Source organism: Pseudonocardia ailaonensis (genome assembly GCF_039531635.1).
GTDB classification, from domain to species: Bacteria; Actinomycetota; Actinomycetes; order Mycobacteriales; family Pseudonocardiaceae; genus Pseudonocardia; species Pseudonocardia ailaonensis.
The window spans coordinates 353,112-368,410 of the sequence record NZ_BAAAQK010000003.1; the positions used below are offsets into that span (position 1 = coordinate 353,112).

Annotated in this window: 11 protein-coding genes; 6 read left to right on the plus strand and 5 right to left on the minus strand. The window is 77.1% G+C overall.

What is annotated here, in order from left to right; all coding sequences use genetic code 11:
* Together ABD324_RS04435 and ABD324_RS04440 are read right to left on the minus strand one after the other, a co-directional pair.
* The coding region (locus tag ABD324_RS04435; RefSeq protein WP_344412603.1) for an AAA family ATPase at window positions 1–3,026 on the minus strand (3,026 nt) is incomplete at its 3' end.
* Window positions 3,026–4,276 (minus strand): metallophosphoesterase family protein, encoded by a 1,251-nt coding sequence (locus ABD324_RS04440; RefSeq protein WP_344412606.1) that lies wholly within the window; start codon window positions 4,274–4,276, stop codon window positions 3,026–3,028. The genes ABD324_RS04435 and ABD324_RS04440, both read right to left, overlap by 1 nt.
* Before the next feature lie 203 nt (window positions 4,277–4,479).
* On the opposite strand from ABD324_RS04440, the gene ABD324_RS04445 reads away from it, so the two are divergent.
* The gene (locus ABD324_RS04445) at window positions 4,480–4,752 is read left to right on the plus strand and encodes a hypothetical protein (RefSeq protein ID WP_344412608.1); all 273 of its coding nucleotides are present in this window, start codon (window positions 4,480–4,482) and stop codon (window positions 4,750–4,752) included.
* A gap of 198 nt (window positions 4,753–4,950) precedes the next feature.
* Window positions 4,951–5,592: an RNA polymerase sigma factor gene (locus ABD324_RS04450; protein WP_344412610.1), complete on the plus strand. Its 642-nt coding sequence runs from the start codon at window positions 4,951–4,953 to the stop codon at window positions 5,590–5,592.
* 119 nt (window positions 5,593–5,711) lie between these two features.
* Here the strand turns inward: ABD324_RS04450 and ABD324_RS04455 are convergent, their stop codons facing one another.
* Window positions 5,712–8,843, minus strand: coding sequence for a helix-turn-helix transcriptional regulator (locus ABD324_RS04455; protein ID WP_344412612.1), 3,132 nt, complete (start codon window positions 8,841–8,843; stop codon window positions 5,712–5,714).
* A 192-nt stretch (window positions 8,844–9,035) separates the two neighbouring features.
* A complete protein-coding gene (locus ABD324_RS04460) occupies window positions 9,036–10,217 on the minus strand; it encodes an MFS transporter (RefSeq protein WP_344412614.1) in 1,182 nt (393 codons plus the stop codon).
* 118 nt (window positions 10,218–10,335) lie between these two features.
* Here ABD324_RS04460 and ABD324_RS04465 point away from each other — a divergent pair, with 118 nt between their 5' ends.
* Window positions 10,336–10,911 carry a helix-turn-helix domain-containing protein gene (locus tag ABD324_RS04465; RefSeq protein WP_344413411.1) on the plus strand — a complete coding sequence of 192 codons (576 nt, stop codon included), beginning with the start codon at window positions 10,336–10,338 and terminating at the stop codon, window positions 10,909–10,911.
* A gap of 136 nt (window positions 10,912–11,047) precedes the next feature.
* Window positions 11,048–12,268: an ROK family transcriptional regulator gene (locus ABD324_RS04470; RefSeq protein WP_344412616.1), complete on the plus strand. Its 1,221-nt coding sequence runs from the start codon at window positions 11,048–11,050 to the stop codon at window positions 12,266–12,268.
* Here the strand turns inward: ABD324_RS04470 and ABD324_RS04475 are convergent.
* Window positions 12,252–12,956 carry a GNAT family N-acetyltransferase gene (locus tag ABD324_RS04475; protein ID WP_425565725.1) on the minus strand — a complete coding sequence of 235 codons (705 nt, stop codon included), beginning with the start codon at window positions 12,954–12,956 and terminating at the stop codon, window positions 12,252–12,254. The two genes, ABD324_RS04470 and ABD324_RS04475, sit on opposite strands and share 17 nt — an antisense overlap.
* Before the next feature lie 60 nt (window positions 12,957–13,016).
* Here ABD324_RS04475 and galT point away from each other — a divergent pair, with 60 nt between their 5' ends.
* Both galT and galK read left to right on the plus strand, forming a co-directional pair.
* Window positions 13,017–14,141 (plus strand): galactose-1-phosphate uridylyltransferase, encoded by a 1,125-nt coding sequence (gene galT / locus ABD324_RS04480; RefSeq protein ID WP_425565726.1) that lies wholly within the window; start codon window positions 13,017–13,019, stop codon window positions 14,139–14,141.
* Window positions 14,138–15,256 (plus strand): galactokinase, encoded by a 1,119-nt coding sequence (gene galK, locus ABD324_RS04485; protein ID WP_344412620.1) that lies wholly within the window; start codon window positions 14,138–14,140, stop codon window positions 15,254–15,256. Before galT ends, galK begins: the two co-directional genes overlap by 4 nt.
* Window positions 15,257–15,299 lie beyond the last annotated feature (43 nt).

Sequence of the window (15,299 nt, forward strand, 5' to 3'; positions counted from 1 at the left end):
GCCGCGGCGCGGGAGCGCTGCGGGCGGGGCGCGGGCTGCGACGGGCGGCGGGCCAGATGGCGCTCGGCGAGCTGCGCGACCGCCTTCTCGTGGGCGGCGACGCGCGCCGCGAGACGCTTCGCCTCGGCGCCCGCCAGGCGGGCCTCGGACTCCGCGCGCACCGCCTCGGCCAGCAGCTCCTGCCGGGTGCGCCAGGCCGCAGGGCCGACGTCCGGGGTGCTGCCGGCGGCCCGCAGGGCATGGCGCCAGCGGAGCAGGGCGGCGTCGAGGTCGTGGCGGCGGGCGTCGCTCTCGCGGGCGGCACGCTCGGCGTCCCCCCGCAGGCTGGCGAGCACCGTGCGGCGGTCCCGGGCGAGGTCCGCCTCGGTCTCCAGGTCCGCGGCGGCGACCAGGAGGGCATCGAGGTCGGCGGTGGGACGGGGGCGGCCGGCGGCGTCGAGCGCGGACCGCAGCGTGGCGGTCTGCGTGTGCTCGCCGTCGGCGAGATCGGCGGCGCGGGCGAGGGCGTGATCGCGTTCGGCGAGGGCCTGACGGGCGTCGAGGAGGCCGCGACGGACGCCGTCGGCCTCGTCCGGGTGCGGGGCGGGGCAGGGGGCCCAGAGCGCGATCCACCGCTCGCGCGACTCCTCGCGGCCCGCGCGGGAACGGGCGGCGGCGCTCTCCGCGGCGCCGAGCTCCTCCTCGGTGGCGGCGAGGTCGGCGCGGGCCCGCGACAGCTCGGCCATCCGGTCCGCGGCGGCGATCACCCCGTCCGCCAGCGCATCCGCCTCCCGCACGGCCCGCTCCACCGCGAGGGCAGCCCGGGCAAGCGCGGCACCGTGGTCGCTCTGGTCGGGCGCCGGCAATCCGGCAGGGAACCGGTCGATGTCCGACCGTTCCCCTGCCGGATCGGCGGAGGTCGGGTGGGGAGGGGGCTCCGGTACTCCCGCCGCGGCGGGAGTCGGGGAAGGCGAGGCCCCGGTGACCGGATCAGGGCTGGACAGGCCGCCGCCGTGAGCGTCGGGCCGGGTGACGGCTGCGGCGGATGCGAGGCCGGGAGCAGGATCGGGCGTCGCCGATCCGGTGGACGCGGAGCTGTCGTGGCGGGCTGTGGAGACAACGGTCCGGTGGTCTCCCCGCACCCGCGACGGGTCTGGAGGGAAACGCTCGCTCGGCGATCGTTCTCCTCCGGTCGGGGCGGACCGGCCCTGGACCGCGGCGAGGAGGGCGTCGACCGCCTCGTCGCGGGTGCGGCGCGCAGAGGCGAGGGCGGCCGGGTCCGCGGGGGCACCCAGCGCTTCGAGAGCGGCGAGGGCCTCCTGAGCGGAGTGGTGGCGGCGGCCGGCTCGGTAAGCCTCTCGGCGGGTCTGGCCCTCGGCCTCGGCGGCCTCCCGCAGCGCCGTGCGGAGGGCGGCGATCCGCGCCGGGGAGGGCGGGGCCGGTACGAGGTCCGCGGGCACCCCGGCCTCCGCCCGGTCCGGGACCCGGGACGGACCGGCACCGTCGCCGCCGGTGGACGAGCGCCCGGGCGGCGGAGTGCCCGTGCGCGGACCGGCGGCACCCGACCCGGACGGCCGAACGCCCGTCGATCCCCGCCCGCGGCGCTCGCCGTTCGACCGGCCGGCCGGGCCCTCCCCCGTCGGTGAGCCCACGGGCGGCAGGTCGATGCCCGTGCCCTCGAGGGCGCTGCGGGCGCGGAGGGCGGCGTCGGCGGACTCGCGGAGGGCGAGGCGGCGCAGGGTGGCGGCGGAGCCCGCGGCGAGGATCGCGCGGCGGGCCTCGGCGACCCTCGCGACCGCGGCGGTGTCCGGGCCGACGGTGCCCTCGGCCGCCTGCCGGACGGTGCGGCGGGCCTCGCGGTGCTGCTCGGCGGCCCGCTCGTCGGCGGCCTCGGCGCGCTCGACCTCGCCGGCCAGCGCCGCCAGCTCCGCGGCCCGGTCCGCCGGGATCGTCAGCTGTTCCAGGCGGCGGCGCACCGCGCGCGGCTCCACACCCGGCTCGACGCGCGCGAGCAGATTCTCGGCCTCGCGGGCCCGGTGCGCGGTCTCCGCCCGCAGGGTGCCCAGGCGCTCGGCGTCCGCCTGGCGGGCCTGCCGTTCACCCTCGAGGCGGCGGATCAGGTCGCCGTCCGCGGTGACGGCCTCGTCGACCAGGATCTCCGCGCGCTCGCCGCGGAGGGCGCGCAGCCGCGTCTCGAGCTCCTCGGCCGCGTTCTCCGCCTCCTCGCGCGCGGCGCGGGCGGTGTCGAACTCCGCGAGGCGCGAGGCGTCCAGGACCACCCCGGAGGCCGCGAGCCCGGCGAGCGCGGCCCGCAACCGCGCCACGTCCCGGGCCGCGGGATGCGCACGAACCCGCTGCTGGGCCTCGGCGACGGCCCGCGCGGCCGCCTCCCGGTCCCGCGCGAGCCCGGCGGCGCGGCGCTCCAGCCGGCCGATCTCCTCGGCCAGCGCGGCGACGTCCCCCGCCCGCGACATCTGCTCCGACGCCGCCGCATCGGCGTGCTCGAAGGCGGACAGCGCCCGGCGCAGCTCGACCTTCGAGGCGTTGCGGTGCTCCTTGTAGAGGCGGTCCGCCTCCTCGTCGAGCTCCGCGAGGATCGCGCGGACGTCCCGGCCGCTGCGCGCGGTGAACACCAGCTCGGCGAGCTCGCCGTCGCCCTCGCAGAGCCGCGCGCCGCCCTCCCGCAACGCCTGGTGGCCGAGCCCGAAGCTCTGCTGCCAGCTGCGCCGGGACTGTGCGCCACCCGGGCCCCAGGGCGCTTCCACCGGGGTCTCGTCCGGGGCGAAGAGACCGCGGGTGGTCCGCCGGACCGCGAGCTCGCCCGACGGCGACGAGACCGACGCGGTGATCGCCAGCCGCGCGGGTGAGGCCGCATAGGCGTGCCGCACGGGCCGCGGGAACCCCCACAACAGGTCCGACACCGCGTCGAGAAGCGTGGTCTTGCCCGCCTCGTTCGGGCCGGTGACCAGCGTCAACCCGCGCCCGGGCGCGAGCACGCGGTCCTCGTGCGTGCCGTAGCGCTCGAGGGTGAGGCCGGTGATGCGCACTAGGCCGCGCCCGGGTCGGAGCCGGCGAGCCGGGCGCGGAGCTCCTCCTCGGCGCGGCGGGCCAGCGCGGCGAGCCCTTCGGGATCGCGCAGGTCCAGGCCCGCGCCGCGCAGCCGCCGGCCGGCCTCGCGTTCGAGGGACGCCACGAGCGCGCCGGCCCGCTCGGGGTCCTCGGCCAGCCTCGCGGCGGCCGCGGCCACGGCGCCGGCCAGCTCCTCGTCGACCGCGGTCGGCACCGGCACCGATGCACGGGGGCTGCGGGTGCGGTTGCGCAGCATCTCGACGACCGCGCCGGACTTCTCGGCGACGACGTCGACCTCCGCGCGCAGCCACTCGGCGTCGAGCAGGGCCGGAGCGGCGGGGGTCGCACCGTCGAGCGTGACCCGGGCCGCGACCGGCCGCGAGCCGGCGGCCAGGCCGATCCCGCGCAGCTCGGCGTCGAGGGCGTCGAGCACGTCGTCCGGGTCGAGGCACTCCGACGCGTCGAGCCGCACGTGGGTCCAGCGGGCCACGTCGCACACCTCGTGCCGCAGCTCGGCGCGGCCGCCGGGCGCGACCTCGACGACCGTGGCGCCCTTGGCCCCGGGCTCGCGGGGGTGGCGGCCCTGCAGGTTCCCGCTGAACGCGGCCACGTGCTCGCCCTCGCACACCACCCGCCGCTCGTGCACGTGACCCAACGCGAAGTACTCGTAGCGACAGCGCTCGAGGTCCTCGGGCGTGCAGGGCGCGTAGGAGTCGTGGCCCTCGGCGCCGAGCACGGAGGTGTGCAGCATCCCCACGTTGACCAGGCCGGGGATCCGGTCCGGATACGCGGGGACGAGGTTCTCCAGCACCGCGCGGGTGGGGAAGCCCTGCCCGTGGACGGCGAGGCCCACGTCGTCGAGCACCACGGTCTCGGGACGCTCCGTGGCGAGCCGGTGGACGTTCGGCGGGAGCCGCAGCGAGCGCGTGATCTCGCTCTCGGCATCGTGGTTGCCGTTGATCAGGAAGACGGGGACGCCCTCGTCGTGCAGCCGGGACAGCTGGCGGACGAAGAAGGCGCCGGTGGCGTAGTCCCGCCAGTCCCCGTCGTAGACGTCCCCGGCCAGGAGCAGCGCGTCCGCCCGCTCGGCGACGACCAGGTCGACCAGGTTCTCGCAGGCCCGGCGGGTGGCGCGGCGCAGCGTGTCCGCCAGCTCGGAGTCCGCGAGCCGGGCGAGCCCGCGCAGCGGACTGTCGAGGTGCAGATCGGCGGCATGGACCAGGCGCACGGTCGCTCCCCTCCCGGCACGGAACTACAACGGTGAGATTCGAAGGGTACCGCCGGAGGGCGACAGTTCCGGTCCGATCCGCCGACGTGCGCCACGCCACGCCCCGCGAGCTGGGGAAACGGGCTCGCGGATGGGAGAATTCAGCGATTCCGGCCTCGTTCACCGTCGATCAGGGGCACACCCCGACGACTTCCGGAGGCGACGTGCGGATCCTCCTCTGCGAGCGCTGCTTCGCGCCCGTCGACACCGTTTCCGAGGGCCACTACACCCTCGGGCACATCGACAGCGTGGACGCGGACGGCACCGTCCGCTTCGTCTACTCGGCCGTGCACACCGCGCCCTGTGGCGGGGCGGCCCGCACGCGGTCGGCCGCCGAGCCGCCGGACACCGGCGAGTGGGACCGCAGCCGCCGGGGCGCCTCCCCCGCCGCGGCGGCGTGGATCAACCGCCGGGCGGAGCGGGTGCGCGAGCACTGACCCGGGCAAGGGGGTGCGCCCCCGGTCCGCGGGGGTTCACCCCCGCGAAATAGGGGGGTCCGGCAGACCCTCCTAGGGGGTTGTCCAGACGCGCGGAGAGGGCTCTCTGCACCAGGCTCGACCAGGTCAGGAAAACCAGGTCAGCTGCGTGCCGGTGCCCCGGTGCGAGGCTCTCGGAACCCCCGCCGGAGACCCGCCATGTCCGCGCCCACCGTCGCACCCACCGCCCAGCACCCCGTCCCGACCTCGGACCTGCTCGACCTGCTCGCCCGCGGCGACGCCGCCGCATGGCGGGACACGATCGCCCGCTACGAGCGCCTGGTCCGGGCCCGGGTCCGCGGCTTCCGGCTGCAACCCGCCGACGCCGACGACGCCGTCTCGGCCACGTGGCTGCGGCTCGCCCAGAACGCGGACAAGATCACGGACGTGGCCCGCCTCCCGGGCTGGCTGTCGACGGTCGCGGGCCGGGAGTGCCTGCGGATCATCGACCGCACCGCGCATGCCGGCATCCCGGCCGAGGACGCCGGCGCGCTCGTCGCCGATCCCGCCCCCGGGCCGGAGCAGCGGGCGATCGACGCCGACCTGGCCGCGGCCCTGCACGCGCTGGTCGCGGGCCTGCCGAGGCGGCGACGGCTGCTGGTGGCAGCCCTGTTCGGCGACGAGGGCTGGAGCTACGAGCGGATCAGCCGGGTCACCGGGATCCCCACGGGCAGCATCGGGCCGACCCGGGCGCGGGCCCTGGACCAGCTGCGGCGGATGGCGGCGGAGCAGGGGCTGGACCTGGCGGTCCGGCCCGTCGCCCGGGCCCGCGCGGACGCCCCTGTCCCCGCCGCGGTCTGAGAGCGCGGGTCGCCCGGGAGGTCCGACGCGGGGCCGGCAGGGCGCCCCGGGCCCACGGCTCCGCCCGGCGACCGGCCTGGACACGGCCCGACGGTGGACCTCCGCAACTCCTGCACCGCTCAGAGCTGCGAGCGGCCGACCTGATCGTCGGAGACCGTCGACGAGCCGCGCAGGTACACGGCACCGGCCTGGACCCGGCTCCGGACGCCGAGCTTCGCCAGCAGCCGGGTGACGTGGATGCCCACGGTCTTCTCGCTGATGAACAGCCGCTCCGCGATCTCCCGGTTGGTGAGGCCGGCGGCGATCTCGGCCAGGACCTCACCCTCGCGGGGCGTGAGCGAGGCCAGCGCCTCTCCCCGGCTCGGACGCCTCCCCGGGACGTCGCGGGCCCGGGGCCGCGGCGCCGGCACCTCGGTCGTGGCCGGCTCGGGCAGCGGGATGCGGGCACGGCGCGCCAGGTCGCGGACCTCGTCGAGGAAGGGTCTCGCCCCCAGCCGTTGCCCGGTCTCGTGGGCCTCCGCCAGCGCGTCGGCGGCGGCCCGGTTGCGGGTGCGCCCGGCGAGCAGGGCCTCCGCGGTCCGCAGTCGCGCGTAGGCCGCGGGGTAGGGCTGGTCCCGGCGCGACCACCGCTCCGCCACGTCGGCCCACGCCTGGGGATCGGACTCGCCGTCGGCGCGGCCGGCCTCGGCGTCGCACATGCGGGCGAACACCTCGACCACGCCGCCCACCATGGGGACCGCCCGGGCGGCGCGCTCGTGCAGGGCGGTGCCGTGCTCGCGCAGCCGGGCGATCTCCCGGTCCCCGGGCGGTGGCCGGTCCAGCCGGACGGTCTCGGCGTGCGCCCGCAGCCCGTGCCAGACGAGCGGGGCCTCGAGCCAGACGTCGTCGTGCCCCTCCTCGACGACGTCCAGGCCGGCCAGCACGTGCCCGACCCCCTCGTCGGGCCGACCGCGGAACATGTCCAGCCCGGCGCGCAGCGTGAGCAGCGGGAGCCGGTAGCGGGCACCGGCGGTGTCGTGGGCGAGCAGCGCGACCGCATCGAGGTCCTCGCCGGCCCCGGCGAGGTCGCCGCGGCCGACCCGCATCCGGCCACGGGAGAGCCGGATGTCGAGCGCCTCGGAGCCCGAGGGGTGCGCGGCGAAGGCCTGGTCGATCACCTCGACGGCCTCGTCCCAGCGGCCGCAGCGGAACTGCCCGTTGGCGGCCAGCGCGAGCAGCCGCACCCCGTGCGTGCGGCCGAGGCCCAGCTCGCCGAGGCGCGTGGCGCCGGCCAGGGCCAGGTCGATGCCCTCGGCCAGCGCGTTGAGCGGGCCGGACAGCAGCTCGGCCCGGCCCTGGTAGGCGCGACCGAGCACGGCCGCCGAACCGCTGGCCTCGGCGACCCGCAACCCCTCGGCCAGCGCGGCGGCCCCGGCGGCGGTGTCCTCGAGATAGGCCAGGCTGAACCCGAGCGTGACGAGGATGCGGGCCTGGTCGGCGAGGGTGCCGGCGCGGCGGGCGGCGGCGAGGGCCCGGGTGGCCTCGGACTGGGCGTCGGCGAACCGGCCGGCGGCCCAGAGGGCCTCGGCGTGGCCGGCGAGGATCGCGGTGGCGTCCCGGCCCGCGCCGGTGAGTGCATCGACGTAGAGGCGTTCGGCCTCGGTGCCGCGGCCCGCCGCGAGCAGGTACTCCCCGAGCCGGGAGACGAGGACGGGCGCGGCGCCGGCCGGACCCGCCGGGCTCTGCAGGGCGATGAGCTCGCGGAGGGCGTGGATGGCGGCGTCGTGCTCACCGGCGAGGTGGGCGGCCGCGGCCGCCCGGTCCAGGGAGAGGGCCCGGTCCGCGAGCGGCGCCGGATGCCGGGCCGCTCCGGAGAGCACCGCGCCCAGCAGCGCGACCTGCTCGGGAGCCGGGACCGGCGCGCCGGCGGAAGGGTCGGTCGATGCGGCGGCGACCGCCCCGGTCCCGACAGGCTCGGTCCCGACAGGCTCGGTCCCGACAGGCTCCGTCCCGACACGCCCCGTCCCGACAGCCAAGGTCCCGACCGACAGGTCCGCCGCCCGTCGCCAGTGCCGGTAGGCCTCCGCCCATCCGTGCAGCCGCTCCGCCGCCCCCGCTGCCACCGCCGCGGCGTCGCGGGCGCGCTCCCGGTCGCCCGCCCGGTCCCAGTGGTGCGCGAGCAGGGCGGCGATCCCGGCCCGGTCCGCCCCGGGCGTCAGCTCCGCCAGCGCCCCGGCGTACCGGCGGTGCAGGTCCCGGCGCTGCGCGGGCAGCAGCGCGCCGGCGACGACCTCGACCGCCAGCCCGTGCCGCAGCCGGTAGCCCTCGGGGCCGCCCTCCGGGCCCGGCTCGTCGACCACCACGGAGCCCTCGTCGACGGCCGCCCGCACCGCGGCCAGCAGCCGGTCGCCGGGCAGGCCCGTGACCAGGCCGGCGAGGTCGTGCGACACGGGGCCCTCGGCCACCGACAGGGCGTCGAGCACGGTCCGGGCGTCCTGGGGCAGCGTCCGGACCCGGGCGAGCACGAGATCGCGCAGGGTGCCGGAGAGCGCGGCCGGTTCGCCGTCGCGCAGGGCCCGCAGGGTCTCCTCCGCGATGAAGGCGTTGCCGCCGCTGCGCTCCCACACCAGGTCCGCCTGGCCGACCCCGGCGGCGAGCACCGCGATCGACGCCCGGTCCAGCGGCCCGAGCGGCAGCGTCCGGACGCGCGGGTGGCGGGCGAGACCGCCGAGCCCGATCGCGTCGAGCCCGCCCCGGTGCGTCCCGACGACGAGGAGCCGCTCGTCCGCCATCCCCGCGGTGAGGTAGGTGAGCAGGTCCCGGGTGGTGCGGTCCGCCCACTGCAGGTCGTCGAGGACGAGCAGCACCGTGCGGTCCTCCGCCAGCCCGGACAGCACCCGGGAGGCGGCGTCGAGCGGGTGCTCGCGACCGGCACCGGAACCCGGGAGCAGCCCGAGGTCCTCCAGCTCCGCCCGCCAGGGGTCGAGGACCGCGGGACCCTCGGGGCGGCGGGCCAGCGCCCGCACGGCCAGCCGTAGCGGCAGCAGCGGGGGCGACTCCCCGACGTCGACGGCCGATCCGTGCAGGACCAGGGCTCCCCGGGCGGCGGCCGTGGCGGCGAGCTCGGCCACCAGCCGGGACTTCCCGACGCCCGGTTCCCCGCCCACCAGCGCCACGCCCGGCCTACCGTCGGCGGCCGCGGCGAACAGCGCGTGCAGGTTCCGGAGCTCGTCGGATCGCCCGATCAGCGGAGGGCGGTCCGGTGTGGTCACTCTACGTACCGTATTCAGGCCGGGTCGCCGGGTCCAGCAGACCCCCGTCACCGCGGGCCGGGGCCGGCGCGGGCCGGACGCACGCGCGCCCCTCCTGCACCACCCCCACGGCCCCGGCCCGGCGGCACCCTCCCCCACGCCGGGTTCGAGCAGCATCGGGCCGGCGCTGATACACGGCGGCCGGAGAATCTTTCAGCGACGGGCGGCGAGCGTCCCCGCACCGGCCAGGAGCAGGACCGCGGCGACCACCGCGAGCAGCGGCACCGTCCAGCCCCCGCTGCTCTCGTGGAGCGCCCCGAGGACCAGCGGTCCGGCCGCGGCCACGGTGTACCCGCCGCCCTGGACCAGCGCGGACATCCGCCGGTTCTCGGCCTGGTCGCGGGCCTGCCGGACGATCAGCGAGAAGATCACGGTGATCCCGCCGCCCTGGGCGGCGCCGCCGAGGGCGCACCAGACCGCCCAGGCCGCCGGGGCGACCAGCAGCCCGAGCGGCAGCGTGAGCCAGGCGGCGGCGACCACCCACACCGTGACCCGCGCCGGGACCACCCGCAGCAGCACCGGTACCCCCACGGCGCCGGCGATCGCGGCGACCTGGAACACCGACGACGCCGTCCCCGCCGCCCCGACACCCATCCCCCGCTCGTCCGCGAGCAGCTGCGGCAGCCAGGCCGTCACGCCGTAGTAGGCGAAGGCCTGGCCGGAGAAGGCCGCCGTCAGCGTCCACACGACGGGCCGGCGCCACCAGACCGGTCCGGCCACGGTGGTCCCGGCCGGTGCGGCGGGGCCGCCGGCGACCGCGCGCCGCGTGGCCCACCACCACAACGCGGCCGAGGCCAGCCCCAGCAGGCCCCACGAGGCCACCGCGATCCGCCAGTTCGTCGCGCCGGCGATCGGCACGGTGAGGGACAGGGTGATCATCGAGCCGACGTTGAGGGCGGCGGTGTAGAGGCCGAGCACGGCACCGGCCCGCTGCGGCAGGTCCCGGCCGATCACCACCGGTACCGCCACGTTGCCGACGGTCACGGCCGCGCCGATCAGCAGCGTCCCGACGATCGCGGTGGGCAGCCCCCCGACCGACCGCACGACCGTCCCGGCGAGGAGGACACCGAGCGCCACCAGCACCCCGCGGGCCACCCCGAGCCGCGCCAGCAGGGCGGACGCCAGCGGGGTCGCGAGGCCGAAGCACAGGACCGGCAGGCTGGTCAGCAGCCCGACGGTGGCGGAGTCGATCCCCAGGTCCGCGCGGATGGCGCCGGCGACCGGGGAGACCGCGACGATCGGGCCCCGCAGGTTGAGGGCCAGCAGGAGGATCGCGGAGACCAGGAGGGCGGGGGCGACGGCGCCGCGGGGTGGGCTCTCGTGCGTGGCGGTCACTGGTTCCATCCTGCGCGTCCGCAGCGCTGCCGTCTCGCCGTCGTGAGGCATCCGACGACGGCATGCTGTCTTGACAACACGGCTTGCCGGATCTGCACTGTGCGGCATGGACGACGACCTGTCGGATGTGCTGACCGCCGTCGGGCCCCGGTTGCGGCGGGTCCGGCAGGCCCGAGGGGTGACGCTCGGCGCGCTCTCGGAGGCCACGGGCATCTCGGTGAGCACGCTGTCGCGGCTGGAGTCGGGGCAGCGCAAGCCCTCCCTGGAGCTGTTGCTGCCCATCGCGCAGAGCCATGGCGTGCCGCTCGACGAGCTGGTGGGAGCGCCTCCGGTCGGCGATCCGCGGGTGCGGCTGCAGGCCCAGACGTTCGGGAAGCGGACCATCCTGCCGCTCACCCGGAGGCCGGGTGGGCTGCGGGCGTTCAAGATGGTCCTGCGACCGGGCGAGGGCGAGCCGGACCCCAAGGTCCACGAGGGTTACGAGTGGCTCTACGTGCTCGACGGCCGGCTGCGGCTGGTGCTCGACGTCCACGACATCGTCCTGCCGCCGGGCGAGGCCGCGGAGTTCGACACCCGGGTGCCGCACTGGTTCGGCCCGGCGGACGACCGGCCCGTCGAGGTGCTGTCGATCTTCGGCCCGCAGGGTGAGCGGTTCCACACCCGGGCGAGGCCTGCGGACGGCGGGCCGTCGTGAGCAGAACGGACGGCGGGCCGTCGTGAGCGGACCGGACGCGCCGGGCTGATCGTGCCCCCGGGTTCCGCCTCCGAAAGACGGAAATGTGGCATCTTCGGTATCCGGGCACGTGGGAGCCCGCAGGGAGGCATGTGACGTGACGGGAGCGATGCGGGGTCGCCGGGCGTCGACCGCGCCGGCGACGGCCGGGGAGATCCTGGTGCTGATCCGCCAGGGAAGCGTGGCCACACGGACCGAGATCGGCCGGGCGACCGGGCTGTCGCGCACCGCGGTGGCGGCGCGGGTGGAACGTCTACTGGCGGAGGGCCTGCTCACGGAGCTGCAGGGCGGTGCCGCGACGGGCGGGCGGCCGGCGGCGCGGCTCGCGTTCCACGCCGGCGGGGGCACGGTGCTCGCGGCGTCGGTGGGGGTCAGCCGCACGTCGCTCGCGGTCTGCGACCTCGCCGGCACGGTGCTGGCCCAGGACTCCGTGCGGATCAGGGTGTCGACCGGGCCCGAGGCCGTCATGCGCGCGGTCGGCGACCGGCTCGCGAAGCTGCTGGGTGAGGCCGGTGCCGATCCCGCGGGGGTGCGCGGCATCGGGCTGTCGATCCCCGGCACGGTCGATCCGGAGGCCGGGAGCAGCTGCGGCGTCCCGGTGCTGCCGGGCTGGGCGGGGGTGCCGTTGGCCCCGCTGCTGTCGGCGCGGTTCCCGGTGGCGGTGCGGGTGGAGAACGACGTGAACGTCATGGCGATCGCGGAGCAGCACGCCCGCCCCGAGGTCCGGGACCTGTTGGTGGTCAAGGTGTCCACGGGTATCGGCGCGGCGGTCGTCAGCGACGGCGGGCTGCGCCGCGGGGCCCGCGGTTCGGCCGGCGAGATCGGGCACACCCGGATCGCCGACGGGCCGGGTGTGGCCTGTCACTGCGGCAACGTGGACTGCATCGAGGCCCTCGCCAGCGGCAGCGCGCTGATCCGCGATCTCACCGCGGCCGGGCGGAAGGTGGACACCGTGTCCGGCGTGGTCGAGCTGGTGCAGGCCGGGGACGCGGAGGCGGTGCGGCTGGTCCGGGTGGCCGGGCGCCGGATCGGCGAGGTGCTGGCGGACGCGGTGAACCTGCTGAACCCGGCCGTGATCACCGTGGGCGGTGACCTGGTCGGCGCCTACGAGCCGCTCGTCGCGGGGATCCGGGAGTCCGTGTTCAAGCGGGCGGTCGCGATCGCCACGCAGACGCTGCGGATCGAGCCGGGCGCGCTCGCGGGTCGCAGCGGCGTGACGGGTTGCGCGATCCTCGTCCTCGACCAGGTCCTGTCCCCCGCGGCGGTCGACAGCGTGCTCAGCGAGGTGCTCGGCGACGTGCTCAGCAGCGAGCCGTGACCGCTGCCGGTGCGGTGACGGCGACGAACGAGACCTCCCGGGCCAGGGTGAAGCCGAGCTTCTCGTAGACCCGGATCGCCCCGGTGTTCGAGGCCGCGGCGTGCAGGAACGGGAGGTCGCCGCGCTCGCGGATCACCGCGCCGACCGCGCGCACGAGTCGCGCCGCGAGCCCCTGCCCGCGCGCCGCGGGGTCGGTGCAGACGGCGCTGATCTCGGTCGCGCCGGGCACGCGCATCCGCTCGCCGGCCATCGCGACCAGCGCGCCCCCGCGCCGGATCCCCAGGTAGACGCCGAGCTCGACGGTCCGCTCGAGGAAGGGGCCGGGCTCGGTGCGGGCCACCAGGTCGAGCATCTCCGGCACGTCGGCCGGGCCGAGGCGCACGGCCTCGGCGTCCGGGGCGGTCTGCATGGCCGAGCCGTCCATCTGCACGCCCGGCAGGTTCATGACCGTGTGCCAGCCCTCCGGAGCCGGTCGCTGCGGGCCGGCCAGCACGGCCGTGCCCCCGGGTCCGGACAGCGCCGCGAGATCGGCCCAGTCCTCCTCCGTCGGGTCGAGCGGGATCCCGGCGAAGGGCGTGACGTCCGGTCGGTAGCGCGCCACCCGGCCGCGGGTCTCGGCGAACGCGCGGTGCGGCCCCGTCAGAGCGGCGAGGACGGGATTCGTCAGAGGGTCTGCCACGTGATCCATCCTGCCCCGCGCGCGCGGTAGCGTGCGCACGCGCACCGGCACGACCCCTGGAGCGATCTCGTGACGCAGGTACACCCGCGGTTCCACCGCACCACCGGCCGACTGTCCGACGGCCGGGAGATCCTCTGGTACGACGCCGCGGCGGGCCGCGACATCGGCGCCGCGGCGGGCCGCGACATCGGCGCCGCGGCGGGCCGCGACATCGGCGGAGCGGCGGGCCGGGTGGCCGGGGTGGACCATCGTGGGCTGCCCGAGGTGCACACCGTCTCGGAGATCCGCTACGACGAGCTGCTCGACGAGTGGGTGGCCATCGCGAGCCACCGCCAGACCCGCACCTTCCAGCCCTCCGGCGGCGCGGACCAGTGCCCCCTGTGCCCGACCACGCCGGGCCACGACACCGAGATCCCCACCCCGGACTACGAGGTGGTGGCCTTCGAGAACCGCTTCCCGTCGTTCTCCGGCGGGGTGGGGCGCTGCGAGGTCGTCGCGTTCACCAGCGACCACGACGGCCGCTTCGGCGGGCTCCCGGTGGAGCGCGTGCGGCTGGTGATCGACACCCTCGCGGACCGGACCGAGGCGCTGAGCGCGCTCCCGGGCGTCGAGCAGGTGTACCCGTTCGAGAACCGGGGAGCCGAGATCGGGGTGACGCTCGCGCACCCGCACGGGCAGATCTACGGCTATCCCTTCGTCACGCCGCGGACCCGGCAGCAGCTCGAGTCCGCGCGGCGTTACCGGGATCGCACCCGCAGCGATCTGTACGCGGACATCCTGGAGCGCGAACGGACCGACGGCGCGCGGGTCGTCGCCGAGTCGGCGCACTGGACGGCGTTCGTGCCGGTGGCGGCCCGGTGGCCGGTCGAGGTGCATCTCTACCCGCACCGCGCGGCGCGCGACCTGCCGGAGCTCACGGACGACGAGCGCGACGACCTCGCCGCGATCTGGCTCGACGTGCTGGCCCGGCTGGAGCGGTTCCACGGCCGGCCGCTCCCCTACATCGCCGCGTGGCACCAGGCGCCGGTGCGGGAGGACCGCCATCTCGCGCGCCTGCACCTGGAGCTGTTCTCGATCCTCCGGTCGCCGGACAAGATCAAGTACCTGGCCGGGTCGGAGTCGGGCATGGGCGTGTTCATCAACGACACCACCCCGGAGGACGTGGCCGCGCGGCTGCGCGAGCTCGGCGCATGATCGACGACGACTTCGCGATCGCCTTCGGCCACGAGCCGGACGGCGTGTGGGTTGCTCCCGGCCGGGTCAACCTGATCGGTGAGCACACCGACTACAACGACGGCTTCGTGCTCCCCCTGGCCCTGGACCGGCGGACGACCGTGGCCGCCGCCGTGGCCGGCCGGACGACCGTCCGCTCCACCCGCGAGCCCGAGCCGGTGTCGTTCACCGCGATCACCGTCGCGCCCGGACAGGTCGAGGGCTGGGCCGCCTACGTCGCCGGGGTCGTATGGGCCTTCCGCGAGGCCGGCCTGCCCGTGGTCGATCTCGAGATCCTGGTCGAGGGCGACGTGCCGGTGGGGGCCGGGCTGTCGTCGTCGGCCTCGCTGGAGTGCGCGGTCGCCGTCGCGATCGCGGACCTCACCCGGACCACCCTGGGCCCCACCGAGATCGCCCGGCTCGCCCGAAGGGCGGAGAACGACTACGTCGGCGCCCCGACGGGCGGCATGGACCAGATGGCGGCGATGCACGGCGCCGCGGGCCGGCTCGTCTTCCTCGACACCCGCACCGACGCCGTCGAGCTCATCCCGTTCGACCTCGCCGCCCACGGCCTCGAGCTGCTGGTGATCGACACGAGGGCGCCCCACCAGCTCGTCGACGGGCAGTACGGCGAGCGGCGCGCGGACTGCGCGCGGGCGGCGGAGCTGCTCGGTGTGCCCGCGCTGCGGGACGCGACGCCGGAGTCCGTCGAGACGCTGACGGACGAGCGGCTGCGCCGCCGGGCCCGGCACGTGGTGACCGAGAACGCCCGCGTGCTGGAGGTCGTGGAGCTGCTGCGCGGCGGCCGCGATCCCCGGGAGATCGGGCCGCTGCTGTGCGCCTCCCACGCGTCGATGCGGGACGACTTCGCGATCACGGTCCCGCACGTCGACGTCGCGCAGGAGACCGCGGTCGCCGCCGGCGCGCACGGCGCCCGCATGACCGGCGGCGGCTTCGGCGGCTGCGTGATCGCGCTGGTCGACGCCGGTCGCGGGGCCGAGGTCACCGCAGCGGTGGAGCAGGCCTACGCCGACCGGGCCTTCGAGCCTCCGGTGACCTTCCCGGCCGTCCCGTCCTCCGGAGCCCACCGCCTGTGAACCGCCTGCCGTGCCCGGCGACCCGACCAGCAGCCGTGGCCCC

Coding starts and splice junctions, on each gene's coding strand:
- galK (WP_344412620.1), top strand. CDS start 14,138: ATGATCGACGACGACTTCGCGATCGCCTTCGGCCACGAGCCGGACGGC.
- ABD324_RS04450 (WP_344412610.1), top strand. CDS start 4,951: ATGTCCGCGCCCACCGTCGCACCCACCGCCCAGCACCCCGTCCCGACC.
- ABD324_RS04475 (WP_425565725.1), bottom strand. CDS start 12,956: ATGGATCACGTGGCAGACCCTCTGACGAATCCCGTCCTCGCCGCTCTG.